At 69.0% G+C, this 19,707-nt stretch carries 16 protein-coding genes; 7 read left to right on the top strand and 9 right to left on the bottom strand.

Annotation, left to right across the window (positions count from 1 at the left end):
• Positions 1-2 precede the first annotated feature (2 nt).
• Both LJE69_RS12890 and yjgA read right to left on the bottom strand, forming a co-directional pair.
• The gene (locus tag LJE69_RS12890; protein WP_296925650.1) at positions 3-1,130 is read right to left on the bottom strand and encodes a 6-carboxytetrahydropterin synthase; all 1,128 of its coding nucleotides are present in this window, start codon (positions 1,128-1,130) and stop codon (positions 3-5) included.
• Positions 1,131-1,359: 229 nt separating this feature from the next.
• Positions 1,360-1,881, bottom strand: a complete 522-nt coding sequence (gene yjgA / locus LJE69_RS12885; protein WP_296925648.1) for a ribosome biogenesis factor YjgA — start codon at positions 1,879-1,881, stop codon at positions 1,360-1,362.
• 151 nt (positions 1,882-2,032) lie between these two features.
• Between yjgA and LJE69_RS12880 the strand changes: the two genes are divergently transcribed.
• The 3 genes from LJE69_RS12880 (at position 2,033) to LJE69_RS12870 (ending at position 4,386) form a co-directional block, all read left to right on the top strand.
• On the top strand, positions 2,033-2,359 hold the full coding sequence (locus LJE69_RS12880) for a hypothetical protein (RefSeq protein ID WP_296925645.1): 327 nt from the start codon (positions 2,033-2,035) through the stop codon (positions 2,357-2,359).
• A 74-nt stretch (positions 2,360-2,433) separates the two neighbouring features.
• Positions 2,434-3,312 carry a DMT family transporter gene (locus LJE69_RS12875; protein WP_296925643.1) on the top strand — a complete coding sequence of 293 codons (879 nt, stop codon included), beginning with the start codon at positions 2,434-2,436 and terminating at the stop codon, positions 3,310-3,312.
• A 228-nt stretch (positions 3,313-3,540) separates the two neighbouring features.
• Entirely contained in the window at positions 3,541-4,386 is an 846-nt protein-coding gene (locus LJE69_RS12870; protein WP_296925640.1) for a class I SAM-dependent methyltransferase, read from the top strand.
• A 659-nt stretch (positions 4,387-5,045) separates the two neighbouring features.
• Here LJE69_RS12870 and dnaJ read toward each other — a convergent pair.
• The 4 genes from dnaJ to hrcA all read right to left on the bottom strand — a co-directional run bounded on the left by dnaJ (position 5,046) and on the right by hrcA (position 10,856).
• Positions 5,046-6,176: a molecular chaperone DnaJ gene (gene dnaJ, locus LJE69_RS12865; RefSeq protein WP_296925638.1), complete on the bottom strand. Its 1,131-nt coding sequence runs from the start codon at positions 6,174-6,176 to the stop codon at positions 5,046-5,048.
• A gap of 357 nt (positions 6,177-6,533) precedes the next feature.
• Positions 6,534-8,516, bottom strand: a complete 1,983-nt coding sequence (gene dnaK, locus LJE69_RS12860) for a molecular chaperone DnaK (RefSeq protein WP_296925670.1) — start codon at positions 8,514-8,516, stop codon at positions 6,534-6,536.
• 210 nt (positions 8,517-8,726) lie between these two features.
• Positions 8,727-9,386 carry a nucleotide exchange factor GrpE gene (grpE, locus tag LJE69_RS12855; protein WP_296925637.1) on the bottom strand — a complete coding sequence of 220 codons (660 nt, stop codon included), beginning with the start codon at positions 9,384-9,386 and terminating at the stop codon, positions 8,727-8,729.
• A gap of 384 nt (positions 9,387-9,770) precedes the next feature.
• Complete coding sequence (gene hrcA / locus LJE69_RS12850) at positions 9,771-10,856, bottom strand: heat-inducible transcriptional repressor HrcA (protein WP_296925635.1); 1,086 nt, start codon at positions 10,854-10,856, stop codon at positions 9,771-9,773.
• 401 nt (positions 10,857-11,257) lie between these two features.
• On the opposite strand from hrcA, the gene LJE69_RS12845 reads away from it, so the two are divergent.
• The 3 genes from LJE69_RS12845 (at position 11,258) to LJE69_RS12835 (ending at position 14,753) form a co-directional block, all read left to right on the top strand.
• Entirely contained in the window at positions 11,258-12,187 is a 930-nt protein-coding gene (locus LJE69_RS12845) for an NAD(+) kinase (RefSeq protein WP_296925633.1), read from the top strand.
• 15 nt (positions 12,188-12,202) lie between these two features.
• Positions 12,203-13,870 carry a DNA repair protein RecN gene (gene recN, locus LJE69_RS12840; protein ID WP_296925631.1) on the top strand — a complete coding sequence of 556 codons (1,668 nt, stop codon included), beginning with the start codon at positions 12,203-12,205 and terminating at the stop codon, positions 13,868-13,870.
• 148 nt (positions 13,871-14,018) lie between these two features.
• Positions 14,019-14,753 carry an SIMPL domain-containing protein gene (locus LJE69_RS12835; protein ID WP_296925630.1) on the top strand — a complete coding sequence of 245 codons (735 nt, stop codon included), beginning with the start codon at positions 14,019-14,021 and terminating at the stop codon, positions 14,751-14,753.
• Here the strand turns inward: LJE69_RS12835 and LJE69_RS12830 are convergent.
• Positions 14,750-15,631, bottom strand: a complete 882-nt coding sequence (locus LJE69_RS12830; protein ID WP_296925628.1) for a LysR family transcriptional regulator — start codon at positions 15,629-15,631, stop codon at positions 14,750-14,752. The genes LJE69_RS12835 and LJE69_RS12830 overlap by 4 nt on opposite strands.
• Positions 15,632-15,915: 284 nt before the next feature.
• Here LJE69_RS12830 and LJE69_RS12825 point away from each other — a divergent pair, with 284 nt between their 5' ends.
• Positions 15,916-16,278: a TusE/DsrC/DsvC family sulfur relay protein gene (locus LJE69_RS12825; protein ID WP_296925626.1), complete on the top strand. Its 363-nt coding sequence runs from the start codon at positions 15,916-15,918 to the stop codon at positions 16,276-16,278.
• A 115-nt stretch (positions 16,279-16,393) separates the two neighbouring features.
• On the opposite strand, the gene LJE69_RS12820 is transcribed toward LJE69_RS12825, so the two are convergent.
• On the bottom strand, positions 16,394-16,708 hold the full coding sequence (locus tag LJE69_RS12820) for an antibiotic biosynthesis monooxygenase (RefSeq protein WP_296925624.1): 315 nt from the start codon (positions 16,706-16,708) through the stop codon (positions 16,394-16,396).
• A gap of 611 nt (positions 16,709-17,319) precedes the next feature.
• Positions 17,320-19,491 (bottom strand): malate synthase G, encoded by a 2,172-nt coding sequence (locus tag LJE69_RS12815; protein ID WP_296925621.1) that lies wholly within the window; start codon positions 19,489-19,491, stop codon positions 17,320-17,322.
• Positions 19,492-19,707: the final 216 nt, after the last annotated feature.

Below are 19,707 nucleotides of genomic sequence, written 5' to 3'. Positions count from 1 at the left end.
GCCTACACGGGCAGCGCCGGCCCCAGCTCGCCCCAGCACAGCACCGCACCACACCCCGGCGTCTGCTGCAGGTCGATGCGCCCGAGCCACGGCAGATCCGCCGCCGCCTGCGTCCTGATCCAGCGCGCAAGCCCCGCCGGGTCCGCGCCGGCGGGGCCGACGAGGCTGTCGAGCCGGTGGTGATCCAGCCGCTCGTAAACGGGCTTGAACAGCGCCTTCACGTCGCCGTAGTCCACCGTCCAGCCGAGCACATCGTCGAGCTCCGCGCTCAGGTGCAGCCTGAGCACATAGCTGTGCCCGTGCAGGCGGCGGCGGCCGTCGCCCTCCGGCGCCTGCTCCAGGCGCAGCGCGGACTCGAAGCGCAGCTCCTTCCAGATGCGGTAGTGCGCGCCGTCGAAGTGGCAGCCGGCAGTGGCCGTCTCGTACACCGTCACCCAGGACAGCGCCGGCAATTGCGGCTTGAGCCGCTGCCAGAGCCAGCGACAGAGCAGCTCGCTGGTGGGGTTTTCCAGGCCCGCGATGTCGTTGAGGCAGGCGTGGTCGAGCTCCGCGTGCAAGGGCGCGAAGAGCGCCGCAATGCGGTCGAAGTCGATGCCCATGTCGGCATCGGCTCCCTGCTCCCCCAGCGCCTGGTCCACGTGCAGGATCACCTCGAAGCCATGCCCGTGCATGCGCCCACAGGGGTGGCCCTCCGGCACCCGCGGCAGCCGGTGCGCGGCCTCGAAGCGGAAACGGTGCCACAGGTGCGCGTGCCCGTCCGGCGCCAGGTCGGCACCGGTGTCGGCCGTGCTGCGGATGCCGACCGTGGCGATGCCGGGCACGCCCGCCCCGGCCAGCCGGCGGTGCACCCAGCGCGCGAGGTTCTCATCGGTGGGCGCTGGCAGGTGCGCGTTCAGGTCCGCGTAATCGAGCGGCGCGACGGCCGCGGCGAGCGCCGCCCCCAGCGCGTCCGTCTCGCCGCCGGCAAAGCCATCCCCGGCAGCGGCCCAGCCCGGCGGCAACGCGGCCCACACCCGAGCGCGATAGCTATGCCCGTGCAGACGGGCGGCGCGGTGTCCGTCGGGCAGCACCGGCACGCGCAACGCCGCCTCGAAGACCGTCGCGGCGGTATGGAAGAGCTGTTCGTTCATCAACTTAATGAGGAGCTAGAAGCTAGGGGCTGGGGGCTGGGGGCTGGGGGCTGGGGGCCAGTCTTTGCTGCGGAAATTCCGAGGCCGGGCTCCCTCGTGGTCGCGGTCGTGGTCGAATATCCGGACGGTTGAGATCACGATTACGACAATGATCTGAGACGGTCTCGGCACGTGCGCACTGTTGAATCGCACTCTGATGCCGCGGTTCCTGCGCGCTTCTCGCCTGGCGTCAGTGGCCGGCGGCGTCCACCACTTCCCGCAGCAGCCGAAACAGCTTGCGCGGCGCGTCCGGCCGGTCGCGTGCCGCATCGCGCTGCGCGGCACGCACCAGGTTGCGCAGCTGCTGGCGGTCCGCATCGGGATAGGCGTCCAGGAACTCGGTCAGTGCCGCGTCGCCCTCGTCGATGAGCCGCGCCCGCCAGCGCTCCAACTGGTGGTGGCGCGCGGCCGCCTGCAGGGTCTTCTCCGCGCGGGCGTCGAGCAGGGTCTGCAGGGGCTCGGTGTTCTCCCGCGCCAGACAGTTGGCGACCCGCTTGATGTGCCGGCGCATGGCACGGCGATCCTTGATGCGCGCGGTCTCGTCGATGGCCACCCAGGTATCGGCACCGAGGCCAAGCCCCTCCAGCTCCGCCCGCGGCAACCCCAGCATCTCCTCCGCCAAGTCCTGCAACGCCAGGCGCTCGCGCTTGCGGGCGCTCTTGCTGGGCTCAGCGGGCGCGTCGTCGATGAAATCTGAATCTTCGTAAGTCATGCGGCGATTGTCGCCGATTCCGGGCACGGACACGATGCCCGCGAGCCCATCGACCACTGTGCGGGCAACGCCCGCACCGGCGCGCTGGAGCAGCGACACCCCGTCGGCTATGCTGCGCCCGCCGATCCACCTCGATGCCAGGAGTCACCCCATGGCGCACCGAATCGCCACCGTTGCCTCCGTGACCACGCTCATCGCCCTCGCCGGCTGCGGCGGCGGGCTGTTCGCCCCCGAAGGCCCCGCGAGCAACGCCTTCCTCAACAAGGTAGACACCGCCTGCGGCCGTCTGACCATCGGCACCCAGCCCATGGACTACCTGCTGAGCGTCGAAAACAACGACACCACCTTCATCGACCTGACCGCCAAGCTCGGCACCGGCGAGATCGGCGCCGACACCTACCGGCAAGGCATCAACACCGCCTACCCCGCCGGCGACAACGGCCCGGCCATCGATTGCGTGATCAATCAACTCGAGTGACGGAGCTCGACCGGACTCTAGCCCGCAGCAAGAGCGCACGAACCAGGGGCGCTGTCGAGCATGCAAGACAAAGCTTGGTGGTCCCCATCATGCTCGCCGGCTCCACCCTCTGGGGCCTGTACTGGCTGCCGCTGCGGTGGCTGGAGCAGGCGGGGCTCGGCGGGCTTTGGGCGCTGACGCTGATCTACATCGGCGCGACCGGGACCTTGTCGGTGCTGGCGCGTGGGCAGTGGCGGGTGTTGCTGGCCGCACGCTGGCGGCTGCTCGGCATCGGCCTGTCGGCGGCGCTGGCGGGCATCGCCTTCGGTCTCGGCATGATCGAGGGCGAGGTGGCACGGGTGCTGATCCTGTTCTATCTGTCGCCGCTCTGGGCGGTGCTGTTGGGGCGGGTGCTGCTGGGCGAGCGCATTGTGCCGGTTACGGTGCCAGCGCTGGTGCTGGCGCTGTTCGGCGCCGGGCTGATGCTGCTGTCGGACGTGCCCGGTGCCGGCGAGGGTCTGCTCCCGACGTTCAGCCCCGCTGACCTGTTGGGGCTGGTTGCGGGGGTCTTGTTCGCGCTCACCAACGTGCAATTGCGCGCGGGACACGACCTGCCCGGGGCGCTCAAGAACCTCGCGACCTGCGCGCTGGTGCCACCGCTGGCGGGTGCCGCGGCGCTGGGGCTCGGGTCGACCTTTGCCGCGCCCTGGTGGGCCATGGTCGCCGCGGTCGGCATCGGCATGATTTGGATGAGCGCGATGACGGCGGCCACCCAGTTCGGCATCAGCAGGCTGCCGCTGCAACGCTCATCGGTGCTGCTGCTGTTCGAGCTGATCGTCGGCGCCGTCTCCGCGGCGCTGCTGGCGGGCGAGGCGCTGAGCCTGGCAGAGCTTGCCGGCGGCGCTTGCATCGTATTGGCGGGATTGGCGGTGGTGTGGTTGCGGTCTTCAACCGAACCGCACCGTGCGCGCTGATCCATGCCGATGCCACGGCCGCGCTGAGTCCACGCGGCTCGAAATCTCCACCGTCACGACCCCCACAAGCCTCACTCCCAGATCAACCCAGCCGAAGGCTCAATCCACCACAAGACCCGGACAAGCCCCGAAGACCACCGACGAACCGGCCACCCCGGGGACGCCGAGTTTCACTGGGCACCACGGACCCCGGATAATGCCCCGAGACCGGCAGCCAGGCGAAGAGCGATGTCCGAACACTACATCCACGGCTTCAGCGATGCGGAACGCCTGCGCCTGATCGAGCAAGCGGAAATGCTCGCGAACCCCGTCTTTGGCGGGCTCGATTTTTCGGACGATCACAACCTCCTGGAGGTCGGCTGCGCCGTCGGCGCCGAGCTCCACCTGATCGCGCGGCGCGCCCCACACCTGGCGCTGACGGGCCTCGACCTCAGCGCCGTCCACCTGCGAGCCGGCCGGGCGTGGCTCGCCGAGCGCGAGTGCATCCGCCTGGTGCAGGGCGACGCCCGCGCCCTGCCCTTTCCCGACGACAGCTTCGACGTCGGCATGACCATCTGGCTGTTGGAGCATGTGGGCGACGCCGCGGCCGTGGTGCGGGAGCTGCTGCGCGTGGTCAAGCCGACGGGCCGGGTCATCCTGACCGAAGTGGACAACAGCACCTTCGGCTTCGATCCGCCGCAACCGGCCATCACTGCCTGGTGGGATGCCTTCAACCGCTGCCAGGCCGAGGTCGGCGGCGGCGATCCCTTCGTCGGGCATACGCTCAGGGGCATTGCAGCATCCCTGGGCGCCGAGGTGCTGGCGGAAGAGCCCCGACTCGTCATCACTAGCAGCGATGCCACGCGCAACCGGGCGGACCAGCTTCGGTACCTGCGCGAGCTGCTGGCGTCCGGCGCCGAGCGCATGTTGGCGCACGGCTATGCGACCGCGCACATGGCGCAGGCGATGGCGGCAGCCTTCGACGCCGTGCAGGCAGAACCCGGCGTGGCCTTCCGGTACGGCGCGGTCAGGTTGCTTTGCCGGAGGCCGCGGCAGCGGCCGGAGAGCGATGCGGCCCCGCGATCAGCGGGTTGAGCTGCCTGGTGTCGGAGTTATCACGCGGCATCCAGGCTTGATGGCTCTGTCGTCTGCCAGGCACGCGGCCAGCTATCGCACCGACGCGGGCGGCAGAACCGCCAACGCCGAACGCTGAGGCGGAGAGATTGGGCAGGAATCCGTCATTGGTCGGGCTAAGGCGCGAAGCCCGGCGCGGCGCTCGACCTCACGGCCTGATGGTCGGGTCCCCTTTGGCGGCCCGACCTACGCAGGCTTGCTAGAGATCGGGAGAGGCGCCGTGATCGGCTTGTGGGCCCACGATGCGGAGCGGCGGAGTTGCCCGCGCCGGTACGGATGGTGACGGCCGCGGCGAGGGTGGAGTGGTCGGTGTCTGTTGGTATTGGTTGCTGGTTCTGAGCTGCGGTGTCGGGGTGGTGTTGTTGTGTTGGAGATGGGGGCGAGACGGCTCTTAGTCCCGGTGGGCCGGCAAGATGCCGGCGTTCCCAGTGGCCGGCAAGATGCCGGCGTTCCCAGTGGCCGGCAAGATGCCGGCGTTCCCAGCGGGCCGGCAGGATGCCGGCGTTCCCAGCGGGCCGGCAGGATGCCGGCGCTCCCAGCGGGCCGGCAGGATGCCGGCGGTCCGTTTCGGGCATAAGGCGCAGATGGAGCTGCGCCTTGGCAGATGGAGCTGCGCCTTGTCAGAGGCCCATTTTCTCGAAGAAGCTCTTGACGCCGTCGAGCCAGCCGGTGGCGTTGGGGCTGTGGTGCTTGCCGTCGGAGCTGAGGCTTGCGTCCAGCTCGCGTACCAGTTCCTTCTGGCGGTCGGTGAGGTTGACCGGGGTCTCGACGATGACGCGGCAGATGAGGTCGCCGACGGGGCCGCCGCGCACGGGCTTCACACCCTTGCCGCGCATGCGGAACATCTTGCCGGTCTGTGTGCCGGGCGGGACCTTGAGCATGACCTTGCCGGTGAGCGTGGGCACTTCCAGCTCGCCGCCCAAGGCCGCGGTGCCGAAGCTGATGGGCACCTCGCAGAAGAGGTGACTCTCCTCGCGGGTGAAGATGGGGTGCTCCTGCACCGTCACCTGCACGTAGAGGTCGCCGGGCGGGCCGCCGTGCTCGCCGACCTCGCCCTCACCGGCGAGGCGAATGCGATCGCCGGTGTCCACGCCGGCCGGCACCTTGACGTTGAGGGTCTTCTCCTCGCGCAGCCGGCCGCTGCCCCGGCAGTGCTTGCAGGGCTCCTCGATGACCGTGCCGGTGCCGCGGCAGGCCGGGCAGGTCTGCTGGATGGAGAAGAAGCCCTGCTGCATGCGCACCTGGCCGTGGCCGTGGCAGGTGGGGCATTCCTTGGGCTTGGTGCCGGGCTTGGCACCGCTGCCGCCGCAGTGGTGGCACTCGACGGTGGTGGGGATCTTGATGCTGACGTCCTTGCCGGCGACGGCCTCTTCCAAGGTCAGAGACAGCTCATAGCGCAGGTCGGTGCCGCGGTGAGTGCGCCGACCGCCGGCCCGGGCGCCGAAGATGTCGCCGAAGACGTCGCCGAAAATATCGGAGAAGGCGCCGGCACCGAAGCCTTCGGGACCGCCACCGAAGCCGCCCTGCCCGCTGACGCCGGCGTGGCCGAACTGGTCGTAGGCGGAGCGCTTGCGCGCGTCGGTGAGTACATCGTGGGCCTCTTTGGCCTCCTTGAACTTGGCGAGTGCGTCGGCGTCATCCGGGTTGCGGTCCGGATGGTATTTCATCGCCAACCGGCGGAAGGCCTTCTTGATGTCCTGCTCGCTGGCGTTGCGGCTCAGGCCAAGGACTTCGTAGTAATCGCGGGGCATCGGCGTGGTCTGGGGACTGGGTGATCTTGCGGGGGTGGGCGGCGTTCAGTAACGGCTCGGATGGGCGTGCAATCGGTCGAAATCGCGTCGAGCGCAATGGCTTCGCAGGCGCCGGACGGTGGATGCGCTTCGAGGCTGTGAAAATATTCGCTGCAGGTCGGGTTACGCTGCGCTAACCCGACCTGCGATCCGCTCGATTTCGGCATGGCGAGCAACACTTTCACGGTCTCTTCGCTTAGCCACCCTACAGCCCTGCGGCCACTAATCCAACCGCACACTTCCGGCGGGGCCTAAACGAAGCGGCGCGTGGATCGAAACCCACGCGCCTTTCATTACATCATGCGACGGCCGGGACGATTACTTCTTGTCGTCCTTCACCTCTTCGAACTCGGCGTCCACCACGTCGTCTGCCGCACCGGCGCCGCTGCCGGACTCGGCACCGGCACCCGCGCCGGCGCTGCCGGCAGCACCGGCACCGGCGCCCGCCTGGCCCTGCGCGTAGAGCCGCTCGGCCATCTTGCCGGAGGCGTCACCGAGCTCTTTGGTGAGGGACTCGATGCGGCCCTTGTCCTCGCCCTTCATGGCCTCTTCGAGGTCCTTGATGGTGGACTCGATGCGGTCCTTCTCGCCGGGCTCGAGCTTGTCGTCGCCGAGTTGCTCGATGGACTTGCGGGTGGCGTGGATCATGGTGTCCGCCTGATTGCGGGCCGCCACCAGCTCGTGGAACTTGCGGTCCTCCTCGGCGTGCGCCTCGGCATCCTTCACCATGCGATCGATCTCGTCGTCGGAGAGACCGGAGCTGGCCTTGATGACGATGGACTGCTCCTTGCCGGTGGCCTTGTCCTTGGCGGACACGTTGAGGATGCCGTTGGCATCGATGTCGAACTTGACCTCGATCTGCGGCACGCCGCGCGGTGCCGGCGGGATATCGGCGAGGTCGAAGCGCCCGAGGGACTTGTTGTCCATGGCGCGCTCACGCTCGCCCTGGAGGACGTGCACCGTCACCGCGGTCTGGTTGTCGTCGGCGGTGGAGAACACCTGCTGTGCGCTGGTGGGGATGGTGGTGTTCTTGTCGATGAGCTTGGTCATGACGCCGCCCAGGGTCTCGATGCCCAGCGACAGCGGGGTCACGTCCAGCAGCAACACGTCCTTGACCTCGCCGCCGAGCACGCCACCCTGGATGGCCGCGCCGATGGCCACGGCCTCGTCCGGGTTCACGTCCTTGCGCGGCGCCTTGCCGAAGAACTCCTCGACCTTCTGCTGCACCTTGGGCATGCGCGTCTGGCCGCCCACCAGGATGACCTCGTTGATCTCGCCGGCGCCGACGCCCGCGTCCTTGAGCGCGGTGCGGCAGGGCGCGATGGTGCGCTCGATGAGGTCTTCCACCAGCGACTCCAGCTTCGCCCGGGTGAGCTTTACGTTGAGGTGCTTGGGCCCGGTCTGGTCCGCGGTGATGTACGGCAGATTGATGTCGGTCTGCTGGCTCGCGGAGAGCTCGATCTTGGCCTTCTCGGCGGCCTCTTTCAGGCGCTGCAGCGCGAGCGGGTCGTTGCGCAGGTCGAAGCCCTGCTCCTTTTTGAAGATCTCTACCAGGTAGTCGATGATGCGCAGATCGAAGTCCTCACCACCGAGGAAGGTGTCGCCGTTGGTGGACAGCACCTCGAACTGGTGCTCGCCCTCGATCTCGGCGATCTCGATGATGGAGATGTCGAAGGTGCCGCCACCGAGGTCGTAGACGGCGATCTTCTGGTCGCCGCGCCTCTTGTCCATGCCATAGGCGAGCGCCGCGGCGGTCGGCTCGTTGATGATGCGCTTGACCTCTAGTCCGGCGATGCGGCCGGCGTCCTTGGTGGCCTGGCGCTGGGAGTCGTTGAAGTAGGCCGGCACGGTGATGACCGCCTCGGAGACGGTCTCGCCGAGGTAGTCCTCGGCGGTCTTCTTCATCTTCTGAAGCACCTTCGCCGAGACCTCCGGCGGGGCCATCTTCTTGCCGTTGACCTCCACCCAGGCGTCGCCGTTGTCGGCCTTGACGATGGTGTAGGGCACCATGTCCTTGTCCTTGGCCACGACGTGGTCTTCGTAGCGGCGGCCGATCAGGCGCTTGATGGCGAAGAGCGTGTTCTTCGGGTTGGTGACCGCCTGCCGCTTGGCTGACTGGCCCACGAGGACCTCGCCGTCGCCGGTATAGGCGACGATGCTGGGCGTGGTGCGATCACCCTCGGCGTTCTCGATGACCTTCGGCTTGTCACCCTCCATGACGGCGACGCAGGAGTTGGTGGTGCCGAGGTCGATGCCGATGATCTTTCCCATGGTCTTTCTCCGATCTGATTCGTTGTCAATCTGCGTTTGCCCCGGCGAAAGTCCAAGGGGCGACAGAAACTGCCGGGGAGGTTGGGCAAAACCTTGAAGTTCTCAAGCCTACTGCGGGCCGCGAGCCGGGCCGGTGCCGAGCGCCGCGAGCCGCATCAGCGCCGGCGTGCGTGTCGGTCTCCCGAGTGCGCCGGCGGCCCGCAAATGTCTCGAGAGGGTGCCTCCTCACCGAGGTCGGCCTCAGGCCTGTGCCGAGACCATCACTAGTGCCGGGCGCACCAAGCGGCCGTTCAACAGGTAGCCGCTCTGGATCACGTTGGTGACCGTGTTGGGCGGCAGGTCCGCGCACGGCTGCATGGACATGGCCTGGTGAAATTCCGGGTTGAAGGGCTGGCCCTCCGGATCGATGCGCTCGACGCCGAACTTGCCCATCACGTCGCCGAGCAGCTTGAGGGTCAGCTCGGTGCCCTCGCGCAGCTTCGCCACGTCGGCGTCCGGCTCCTGCGCCGCCGCATGGCCCAGCTCCAGGCTGTCGCGCACCTGCAACAGCTCTTTGATGAAACCCTCCAGCGCGAACTTGTGCGCGTTCTCCAACTCCTTCGCCTGGCGGCGGCTCATGTTCTCCATTTCCGCGCGAGTACGCAGAAGCTGATCATGCGCCTTGTCGGCCTTGGAGCGGGCGTCTTCCAGCAGCATGGTGAGATGGGTCGGGTCCGGCTCCAGCGTAGCGGCGGCCTCGCCCGGCGTGCCCTCGACGTCGCCCGCCTCGCTGGCGCCCGCCTGTTTGGCCGCCGGTGCAGCGGATGACTGCTGCCCCGGCTGGGCGTCCGCGCCCCGCTGTTCTGCGGCTGCGGCGGTCTCGATGTCGGTGTCTTGTCGGTGATCTGGCTCCTGATTCATGGTCGCGTCTCCAGGGACTGCCTCAGTGGGGACTCTCTCAGTAGGGACTAAATCAGTGAGGACTGACTCAGTTGGCCTAGCGCTCCACGGTAAACGCCGCGCATTCGGCGTTGGCCGTGCGGGGCGGGATGACCGCCGCTTTCACGCGCACAAGGGCTTGACAGCTCGGCATAGCGGGGGCGGCAAAGTAGCCCTCGCCCAAGCGTTCGTTCAAGGGCGCCTCTCGCCCCGATGCCGGCCGGGATGGCCTAGCGTCGGCGTCTTCCCCGGAGCGTTGGCTGATGTCCATGTTGGCCGGGCACTGCGCGAGCGCCCGGCGCCGGAACGAGGCGCACCACCCGTCACCGGTGCGCCGAGAAACCTTCTGTGTCAACGCTGGCCGCGCTAATGCTGGCGCAGCGCCGCGGCCAACAGCCTGGCGGTGACATCCACCACCGGGATGACCCGCCGGTAGTCCATCCGCGTCGGCCCGATGACGCCGAGCACGCCAAGAATCTGGTCCTCGACGCGGTAGGTGGTGGTCACCAGGCTGCAATCGTCCAGGAGCTCGAAGCCGGACTCCTGGCCGATGAAGATCTGCACGCCGTCGGCCTCGATGCAGCGGTCCAGCAGATCCAGAATCTGTCGCTTTTCGGTGAAGGCATGGAACAGCGACTTCAAGCGTTCCATGTTCGCCAACTCCTCGAATTCCATGAGGTTGGTCTGGCCGGCGATGAGCAGGTCGTCCTGGTGCTCGGCCCCCTCCACCACCCGCTGCGCCATCTGCATGGCGCGCATCATGATTTCGTCCATGCGCCGGTGCGTCTGCTTGAGGTCGTCCAGCAGGCGCCGGCGCACCTCGCGCATGTCGAGACCGGAAAACAGCCCGGTCAGGTAGTTGGACGCCTGTTGCAGGTGCGCCGCCGAGCACTCCTGATCGGTATGGATGATACGGTTGTGCACCTCGCCGTCGGCGGTCACCAGGATGGCCAGCACGCGGGTGTCGGAGAGCTTCAGGAACTCGATCTGATGGAACACCTCGCGCTCGTGGCGCGGCACCATCACGACGCCAGCCAGGTGCGTGACGCCGGAGAGCAGGCGCGAGGCGGACTCGATGAGCACCTTCGACTCGGCCCCCGGCGCGAAGCCCGAGCGCATCTCCTCCAGCAGCGAGTTGTCCATGGGCGACACGGTGAGCAGGCTGTCCACGAACAACCGGTAGCCGGACGCCGTCGGCACCCGCCCCGCGGAGGTGTGCGGCGAGGCCACCAGGCCCAGCTCTTCCAGGTCCGACATCACGTTGCGCACCGTCGCCGGACTCAGGTCGAGCCCCGCATCCCGGGCCAGGGTGCGCGAGCCCACGGGCTGGCCGTCGCGGATGTAGCGCTCGATGAGCGCCTTCAGGAAATGCAGCGCGCGCTCGCTGATCTGCCCGCCGCCGGGCAGCGAGACCTGGGTGTCGCCGGAGCGCGTGTGACTGCTGTTGGCCATCGGACTGCGTACATCATGCGTACATCAGAGGTTAGGTCTCGCGCCGGCCGGGCCGCGGCCTGGGTCATGGCCTAGGTTCATGGCCTGAGGCCATGGCTTGGGCGATAACCGGCCGGCATTGGGATTCGCGAGCGTGGGCGCAAGATTAGCACTCAGATGCGGCGAGTGCTAAGCAGCGCCAATCTAGGGCGCGGCACCGCCGCTGTCAACCGCCGGCGCAACTCCCGGCCGATACGGGCACTTCCCGCCGCCAGGTCGCGAGCCACCGGCCGACGGCCTGGCCCGGCCCGGCCTCGCTCAGCGGTTGTTGGCGCGGCTGCGGGCGCATGCTACCGTCGCGCAGCGTGGCGCCACAGACGTGATGATCAGTCTCTCATTCGGACGCCAGAGCGACAGCGCACATGAGTGAGTTCCGAGTCGCCGGCATCGTCGGCAAGCAGCACCAGGATCCGCAACTGGCCGGCACCGTCGCCCGGCTGACGGCGCACCTGCGCCAATGCGGCGTGGCGATCCGCTTCGACCCGCAGGCGGCCATGGCTATCACCGCCGGCGCCAGCGCCAGCGCCGGCGCCCACGCTGCGCCGGCCGCCGACGAGGTGGCCGCGGCGACCCTGGACCTCGCCGGGCTGGGCGCTGCCTGCGACCTGATCATCGTCGTCGGTGGCGACGGTACGCTGTTGCATACCGCCCGCGAGCTGGCGCCGGCGGACGTGCCACTGCTCGGCATCAACCTGGGCCGGCTCGGCTTCCTGGTGGACATCTCGCCGGACCACCTGGAGCAGCGGCTGGATCAGATCCTCGCCGGTGAGTACCGCGCCGATGCGCGGGCCATGCTGGAGGTGAGCAGCGACGGCGTCGAGGGCCGCGCCGTCAACGATGTCGTCGTGCACAAGTGGAACAGCGTCAGGATGATCGAGCTGGAGACCTACATCGACGGGCAGTTCGTCAACGCCCAGCGCTCGGACGGCGTCATCGTCTCCACGCCCACCGGCTCCACGGCCTACGCGCTGTCCGGCGGCGGGCCGCTCGTGCACCCGGCGCTGGACGCGCTGCTGATGGTGCCCATCTGCCCGCACACGCTCAGCAACCGCCCGCTGGTGGTCGGCGGCGACAGCCACGTCGAGCTTCGCATCCGCGACTACGAGCACGAGCTGGTGCGCCTCACCTGCGATGGCCAGACCAACCTGCCGCTGGCGGAGGGCCGCGCCATCCACATCCGCCGCAGCAAGCACCGGTTGAAGCTGCTGCACCCGCGCGGCTACGACCACTACAGCATCCTGCGCGCCAAGCTCGGCTGGGGCAGCCACGGGCGCCCGGGCCGGGTCTGCTGAGGCCGTATCAGCGCCATGCTCACCCACATCGCGATCCGCGACCTCGTCATCGTAAGCCATCTGGAGCTGGAGCTGACCGCCGGCATGACCGCACTCACGGGCGAGACCGGCGCCGGCAAGTCCATCCTGATCGACGCCCTTGGCCTCACCCTCGGCGAGAAGGCCGACCCGAGCATGATCCGCGGCGGCTGCGAGCGTGCCGAGGTGACCGCCGGCTTCGACCTCGGCCGATGCCCGGAGGCGCGGGACTGGCTCGCCGAGCAGGTGCTGGACGACGGCGACGAGTGCGTGATCCGCCGCGTGCTGGCGCGCGAGGGCCGCGCGCGGGCCTTTATCAACGGCCGCCCGGCGAGTGGCGCGCAGCTCAAGGCGCTGGGCGACCTGCTGGTGGACATCCACGGCCAGCACGCGCACCAGTCGCTGCTGCGCCCGGCGGCGCAGCGGGCGCTGCTCGATGCCTATGGCGGCCAGCAGCCGCAGGCCGCGCGGGTCGCCGAGCTGCACCGGCGCTGGCGGGAGCTGGATACCCGCTTCCGCGAGCTCACCGCCGCCCGCGAGCAGCGCGCCGAGCGTATGGACATGCTGCGCTTCCAGGTGCAGGAGCTCACCGAGCTGAACCTCGCCGACGGCGAGCTCGACGAACTGGACGTCGAGCAGCGCCGGCTCGCCAACCTCGGCAACCTCCAGGGCACCACCGCGGCCCTGCTGGAGCTGCTCTACGACGGCGAAGGCGCGCTGCGCGACCAGCTCGGCCACGCCGGCTCGGAGCTCGCCGGCCTCGCCGGCATCGATCCCCGGCTCACCGAGACCCGCGAGCTCGTCGACGGCGCCACGGTGCAGGTGGAAGAGGCCGCCAGCAACCTGCGGCAGTACCTCGATGACCTCGACATGGACCCGGGCCGGCTCGCCGAGGTCGAAGAGCGCCTCGCCCGCATCCACGACCTGGGGCGCAAGTATCGCATCCTGCCCGAGCAGCTCATGGACACGCTGGCCGAGCGCGCCGCGGAGCTGGCCGCGCTGGAGCAGGACGACCAGACCCTCGGCACCCTGGAGGCAGACCGCGCCGCGGCCTTCATGGCCCTGCTCGAGGCCGCGCGAGCGCTGAGCGAGGCCCGCCACGCCGCCGCGGCGCGCCTTGGCGACACCGTCACGGCCGCAATGCAGGAGCTGGGCATGGGCGGCGGGCACTTCGCCGTCGCCGTCGAGACCGGCGCCGACGAGCAGGTGGGTGCGAGCGGGCTCGACGCCATGGCCTTCCAGGTGAGCGCGAACCCGGGCCAGCCCTTGCAGCCGCTGGCCAAGATCGCCTCCGGCGGCGAGCTCTCGCGCATCAGCCTGGCCATCCAGGTGGCGACGGCGGAGCTCGGGCGCATCCCGACCCTGGTGTTCGACGAAGTGGACGTGGGCATCGGCGGCGGCGTCGCCGAGATCGTCGGCCGGCTGCTTCGCCGCCTGGGCGACGCGCGCCAGGTGCTCTGCGTCACCCACCTGCCGCAAGTCGCGGCGCAGGCCCACCAGCAGCTCAAGGTGCAGAAGCAGGCCATCGACGGCCAGACCTACACCGAGATCGCACCGCTGGCCAATGACGCCCGTGTCGATGAGATCGCCCGCATGCTCGGCGGCACCGAGATCACCGCCACCACCCGCGCCCATGCGGCGGAAATGCTGCGCGGGGCCGGCTAGATGCCGATCGCGGCGGGGACGCCGCTCGCATGGGCAAATGCAGATTCAGTCCGCGGCTCCCGCCATGCTGCTCGCTTACCGCAAGGCCTGCGGCGAGGGCCATAACCGCGCCCGACATCGCAACACTCGAGATCGAGGTGACATCGCCATGAGCCAATCCCGCGGCATCGCCGCCGCCTTCCTGCCCGCTTTCGTCTTGGGCGCCTTCGTCTGCGCCGGCCTGATCGGCCTCGGCTACTGGGCCACGCGCGGTGCGCTGGAGGTCAAGGGCCTGGAGCGCAGCGTCACCGTCAAGGGCCTCGCCGAGCGCGAGGTGCCGGCTGACATCGCCATCTGGCCCATCCGCTTCACCGACGCCGACAACGACCTGGTGCCGCTCTACGACACCGTGCAGCGGCACAATGCCCTGGTGCTGAAGTTCCTCGCCAAGCAGGGCTTCTCGGAGCAGGAGATCAGCGTCGCGCCGCCGTCGATGGTGGACCGCCAGGCACAGGGCTACGGCAACCCCTCGCAGATCCCGTTCCGCTACGCGGCCACCTCCACCATCACCGTCTACACCCAGAACGTCGAGCAGGTGCGCAAGGCGATGACTCACCTGGTGGACCTGGGCAAGGAAGGGATCGCCATCAGCGGCGAGGACATGGGGGCTGGGGCGCAGTTCCTGTTCACGCACCTCAACGATCTGAAGCCCGGCATGATCGAGGCGGCGACCCGCAACGCCCGCGAGGTGGCGGACAAGTTCGCCGCGGACTCCGACAGCCACCTGGGCAAGATTCGCCGCGCCAGCCAGGGCCAGTTCTCCATCGAAGACCGCGACAGCAACACGCCCTACATCAAGAAGGTGCGGGTCGTGTCGACGGTCGATTACTACCTGTCGGACTAGGCGCCATCGGCCGCATTTCCCGCGCCGGGGCTGCGGACCAATTGGCGCAGCCCCTCCAGCGCCCGCGGCAGGATGTCGTCGTCGATCCGGCGCGGGAACAACATATAGGCGGGGTGGGCGCGCTCCGGGGCGTCGGCCACGCGGAACAGCCGGCCCGCCGCAACCAGGGGCTCCGCCATGCGCCGTGGCAGGAAGCAGGCGCCGCCGCCCGCCCCGCCCGGCTCCAGCATCAGTTGCACCGCGAGCCAGCCGATGTTGACCGTCCGCGGCGGGCGCCCCAAGTCCGGCCAGTTCTCCTGCTGCCAGGCATAGAAGCCGGGCCCCCAGTCCACAAAGATGTAGTCGTCGCCGGGCCAGCGGGTGTCCGGACTGGTGCTCACCATCACCAGGGTCTCGTCGAACAGGTGCTCGACGACCAGCTCCGGCGCGTGGGTCGGCGTGTACATCAGCGCGACGTCCAGCGTGCCCTGCTGCATGCGCCGCATCAGATCCTCCTCGAAGCCGATCTCGCTCTGCACCGCCACGTCCGGCTCGGTGCGCCGCAGCCAGCCTACCCAGCGCGGCAGAAAGCCGTCCCAGAGCGCAATGCGCGCCCCGATACGAATCGTCGCCTGGTAGCGCCCCGAAAGCCCCAGGTCGTGGTGCGCCTGCTCGACGGTGAGCACCAGCGTCTTGGCGTGCCGCAGGAAGCGCCGCCCGGACTGGGTGAGGCTCGCACCAGCGCGGTTGCGCACGAACAGCCGCGCGCCCAGGTCCGCCTCCAGTTGGCGGATGCGCGCGCTGACCGTGGACTGGGTGACGTGCAGCCGCTCGGCGGCGGCAACGAAGCTGCCGTGGGCGGCAATGGCGAGAAAGGTGCGAGCCTGCTCGATGTCCATCGGGACCTCCACTGTGGGAGCGGCGTCCCCGCCGCGATGGACCCGCACAGACGCGCGGGTCGCGCCGAGGACGGCGCTCCCACACAGGCGTCGCCGTGCGTGGGAGCAGCGTTCCCGCCACCGTCCCCGCCGCGACGAACGGAGCTCAAAACGCGGCACCGACTAAGGTGCCGCCGAACCACCTTAATATCGCATTTCTCGATATTTACCGCGAATAAATATCGTTTGTGTGCATCTTAAGTGCCACCTATTCTCGATCCATCAGAATCGAGGAGGTCATACAGATGCAAAGCGTGCCCGCACAAACCACCCTGCCGCCCCGTCTCGACGCCCTCGCCCGCGACGAGGAGGGCTTCCTGCTCGACGCGCGCGTATGGACGCCGGAGCTGATCCCGCTGCTCGCCGACGAGAGCGACCTCGAGCTCACCCCCGAGCGCGAGGAAGTGATCCATTGGGTTCGCGACTATTACGAGCGCAACTACAGCGTGCCCGAGGCGCGCGTCCTGCTCGCCCACCTGCGCGAGCACTGGGGTCCCGAGCGCGCCACCCGCCGCTACCTGTATCGGCTGTTCCCGCGCGGCTACGGCCAGCAGGCCTGCAAGATCGCCGGCATGCGCAAGCCGCGGAAGCTGATGCTGGACGTGTGAGGGGGATTCGGCGGCCGCCGGCGATGAGCGGGCGGCCGCCGGTGCGCCGCCCGCGCGTGGTTTCCGATTCCGCCGTCCAACGCGCCTTCCGGTCGGATGCCGTCCCCGTGCACGCTCAGGCGCCCGCCGCCCGGGCGTCGATGATGACCTCGAACATCTCGATGCGCCCCTCACCGGCGAAGGCCTCGCGCGGCAGCGGATTGGCGTGCGCGGTCTTGAAGTCGTCGGACTTGAGCCACGCATCGAAGGCGGCGCGGTCGCGCCAGGCGGTCTGTACCAAGTAGGGCGTGTCAGCGCTGTCCGGGCGCATCACTTCCATACGGACGAAGCCCGGCTGTAGCTCCACTTGCCCCGCGCGCTTGCGGAAGCGTTCCTCGAACTGCTCGCGCCAGTCCGGCGCAACGGGCACACGATTGATGACGACGTACATGCGGGACGCTCCTCTTGCGATGCGGTTCTCTGCGGAGCAGCCGATTGTCTTGCCATCCGGCCGATAAAGATAGGGATCGGGAAACACGGTTTGCCGGCACCCGAGACGGCCAATGGGCGGGCGCCGCAACCGCGCAAGCATCGCCACCGCGCAGGTGTTGGCGCGAGCGCCGAGGCTCAGGCGTCGAGCCGGCGAGGCCAAGGACCGCAGCCCAACAGCAGCGCTGGCGTTAGCCACTGATGGTCTGGCCTCCGGCGTCGGCCTGACCTCCCATACGAGTTGCCCCGGCGCGCCGGCACCGTGGGAGCGCCACTGCCTTTTGTGGCGCGATCGGGGCCGCGCGACTGCCTGCCGCTTAGCGGTTAATCGGGGCGTGATGGGTTGCCTTGCCGCCGGTCGCGGCACCGAGAGTACCGCTCCCACAAGCACTGCTACGCCGCCGATCGCGGCACCGAGAGTGCCGCTCCCACAAGCACTGCTACGCCGCCGGTCGCGGCACCGAGAGTGCCGCTCCCACAAGCGCTGCTACGCCGCCGGTCGCGGCACCGAGAGTGCCGCTCCCACAAGCGCTGCTATACCGCTCCCACGCACGACGGCGACATGCCCCGGCCTCAGTCCTGCGCCTTGCGCTCCCGCCGGCGACGGTGCAGCGCGGGCTCGGTATAGCCGTTCGGCGCCTCGCGGCCCTGGAAGATGAGGTCGCAGGCGGCCTGGAAGGCGATGCCGTCGAAGCTCGGGGCCATGGGACGGTAGAGGGGGTCTGACGCGTTCTGGCGGTCGACCACCTCGGCCATGCGCTTCAGCGTCGCCACGACCTGCGCCTCATCCACCACGCCGTGGTGCAGCCAGTTCGCCAGCAGCTGGCTTGCGATGCGCAGGGTGGCGCGGTCTTCCATCAGGCCGGTGTCGGTGATGTCCGGCACCTTGGAGCAGCCAATGCCCTGGTCGATCCAGCGCACCACGTAGCCGAGGATGCCCTGGCAGTTGTTGTCCAGCTCCTGCTGGATGTCGTCCGTGCTCCAGTCCGCCGGGTCGGCAAGCGGGATGGTCAGGATGGTCTCCAGATCCGCGCGGCGACCACCGGCGGCGAGCTCCTTCTGGCGGGCGGTCACGTCCACCTGGTGGTAGTGCAGCGCGTGCAGCGTGGCACCGGTGGGCGATGGCACCCAGGCGCAGTTGGCGCCCGCCAGCGGGTGGCCCTGCTTGGTGTCCAGCATGGCGCGCATCTCGTCCGGCATGGTCCACATGCCCTTGCCGATCTGGCCGTGGCCCGGCAGGCCGCAAGCGAGGCCCAGGTCCACGTTCCAGTCCTCGTAGGCGACGAGCCAGGGGGCGGCCTTCATGGCACCCTTGCGCAGCATGGGGCCGGCTTCCATGCTGGTGTGGATCTCATCCCCGGTGCGGTCCAGGAAGCCCGTGTTGATGAAGATGACGCGCTCGGCGGCACGGCGGATGCACGCCTTCAGGTTCACGGTGGTGCGCCGCTCCTCGTCCATGATGCCGATCTTGAGCGTGTTGCGGGCGAGGCCCAATGCGTCCTCGATGCGTGCGAACAGGTCCACGGCGAGCTGCACCTCGTCCGGCCCGTGCATCTTGGGCTTGACGATGTAGACGCTGCCGGCGCGGCTGTTGCGGAGGCTGCCGAGGCCGTTCAGGTCGTGCAGCGCGGCGAATGCGGTCACCATGCCGTCCAGGATGCCCTCCGGGATCTCCTCGCCGGCGGCGGTGAGCACGGCATCGGTGGTCATCAGGTGGCCCACGTTGCGCACCAGCATCAGCGCGCGGCCGGGCAGGGTCAATTCGCCGCCGTCGGGGGTGCTGTAGACGCGATCGCGGTTGAGGCGACGCTCCTGCATCTTGCCGCCCTTGCTGAAGCTGGCGGTGAGGTCGCCGCGCATCAGGCCGAGCCAGTTGCGGTACACCAGCGCCTTGTCCGCCGCGTCCACGGCGGCGACGGAGTCCTCGCAGTCCTGGATGGCGGTGACGGCGGCCTCCAGCACCAGGTCCTTGACGCCGGCGGGGCTGCGCGCGCCGATCGGGTGGGCGCGGTCGATCTGGAGCTCGACGTGCAGCCCGTGGTGGCGCAGCAGGATGGCGGTGGGCGTTTCAGCCGGCCCCTGCCAGCCCACGAACTGCGCCAGCGCCACCAGCGGCACCCAATCCCCCGCATCGCGGGCGACCAGTTGCCCCTGCTTGACGCGGTAGGCGTCGACATCGCCGTGGGAGGTGCTGCCCCGGAGCGGGAAATGCTGGTCCAGGCACTGCACCGCGACGGCCACCACGCGCTCGCCGCGCACCGGGTTGAAGGCGCCGCCGCGCTCGGCACCACCTTCCTCGGGAATGGCATCGGTGCCGTAGAAGGCGTCGTAGAGGCTGCCCCAACGGGCATTGGCGGCGTTCAGCGCATAGCGGGCGTTGTTCACCGGCACCACCAGCTGCGGGCCGGCGATGCTGGCGATCTCCGGGTCGACGTTGGCGGTGGTCACAGCGAAGTCCGATCCCTCCGCCTCCAGGTAGCCGATGTCGGTGAGGAAAGCGCGGTAGGCGGCGGGATCGAAGGGCTCGCCGCGGCGGTTGCGATGCCAGTCGTCGATGGCAGCCTGCAGCTCGTCGCGCCGTGCCAGCAGCGCCCGGGTGCGCGGGGCCAGCGCGGCAACGATGTCGGCCAGCGCCGACCAGAAGGCGACCGGCGCAATACCGGTGCCGGGGGCGATCTCGTCGCGGATCAGGTCATGCAGGGGCACGGCGACCTGAAGGCCGCCGACGGTGATGCGTTCGGTCATGATTATCGTGCTCCATCCAGCGGTGTCGGCGACGGTAATCGCCGAGCATTCCACTAGGAGACGACAGGAGCCAACCCGCGCGCAATGGCGCAGAGATGATTTATCTCAAGTTAAGCAATGCGATCGGTCAATACTGTGGCGACGAAGGCCATCCGCCGACTCGCCGCCTACCGGTGCCGTGCTCATGAAGCAGACCCGTGGAGGTCGGCCTGGGCG

Origin of the sequence: Thiohalocapsa sp. (genome assembly GCF_022340605.1) — a bacterium.
Taxonomy (GTDB): domain Bacteria; phylum Pseudomonadota; class Gammaproteobacteria; order Chromatiales; family Chromatiaceae; genus Thiohalocapsa.
Note: the sequence above shows the minus strand (reverse complement) of the source record. Positions and strands in the feature narration are given on the sequence as shown.

What these genes read in the sequence shown, in the direction of transcription:
- LJE69_RS12830 (WP_296925628.1), bottom strand. Translation starts at nt 15,631, where the DNA reads ATGGACATCGAGCAGGCTCGCACCTTTCTCGCCATTGCCGCCCACGGC.
- dnaJ (WP_296925638.1), bottom strand. Translation starts at nt 6,176, where the DNA reads ATGCCCCGCGATTACTACGAAGTCCTTGGCCTGAGCCGCAACGCCAGC.
- LJE69_RS12880 (WP_296925645.1), top strand. Translation starts at nt 2,033, where the DNA reads ATGGCGCACCGAATCGCCACCGTTGCCTCCGTGACCACGCTCATCGCC.
- LJE69_RS12815 (WP_296925621.1), bottom strand. Translation starts at nt 19,491, where the DNA reads ATGACCGAACGCATCACCGTCGGCGGCCTTCAGGTCGCCGTGCCCCTG.
- grpE (WP_296925637.1), bottom strand. Translation starts at nt 9,386, where the DNA reads ATGAATCAGGAGCCAGATCACCGACAAGACACCGACATCGAGACCGCC.
- LJE69_RS12845 (WP_296925633.1), top strand. Translation starts at nt 11,258, where the DNA reads ATGAGTGAGTTCCGAGTCGCCGGCATCGTCGGCAAGCAGCACCAGGAT.
- recN (WP_296925631.1), top strand. Translation starts at nt 12,203, where the DNA reads ATGCTCACCCACATCGCGATCCGCGACCTCGTCATCGTAAGCCATCTG.
- LJE69_RS12835 (WP_296925630.1), top strand. Translation starts at nt 14,019, where the DNA reads ATGAGCCAATCCCGCGGCATCGCCGCCGCCTTCCTGCCCGCTTTCGTC.
- LJE69_RS12820 (WP_296925624.1), bottom strand. Translation starts at nt 16,708, where the DNA reads ATGTACGTCGTCATCAATCGTGTGCCCGTTGCGCCGGACTGGCGCGAG.
- yjgA (WP_296925648.1), bottom strand. Translation starts at nt 1,881, where the DNA reads ATGACTTACGAAGATTCAGATTTCATCGACGACGCGCCCGCTGAGCCC.
- hrcA (WP_296925635.1), bottom strand. Translation starts at nt 10,856, where the DNA reads ATGGCCAACAGCAGTCACACGCGCTCCGGCGACACCCAGGTCTCGCTG.
- LJE69_RS12890 (WP_296925650.1), bottom strand. Translation starts at nt 1,130, where the DNA reads ATGAACGAACAGCTCTTCCATACCGCCGCGACGGTCTTCGAGGCGGCG.
- LJE69_RS12825 (WP_296925626.1), top strand. Translation starts at nt 15,916, where the DNA reads ATGCAAAGCGTGCCCGCACAAACCACCCTGCCGCCCCGTCTCGACGCC.
- LJE69_RS12870 (WP_296925640.1), top strand. Translation starts at nt 3,541, where the DNA reads ATGTCCGAACACTACATCCACGGCTTCAGCGATGCGGAACGCCTGCGC.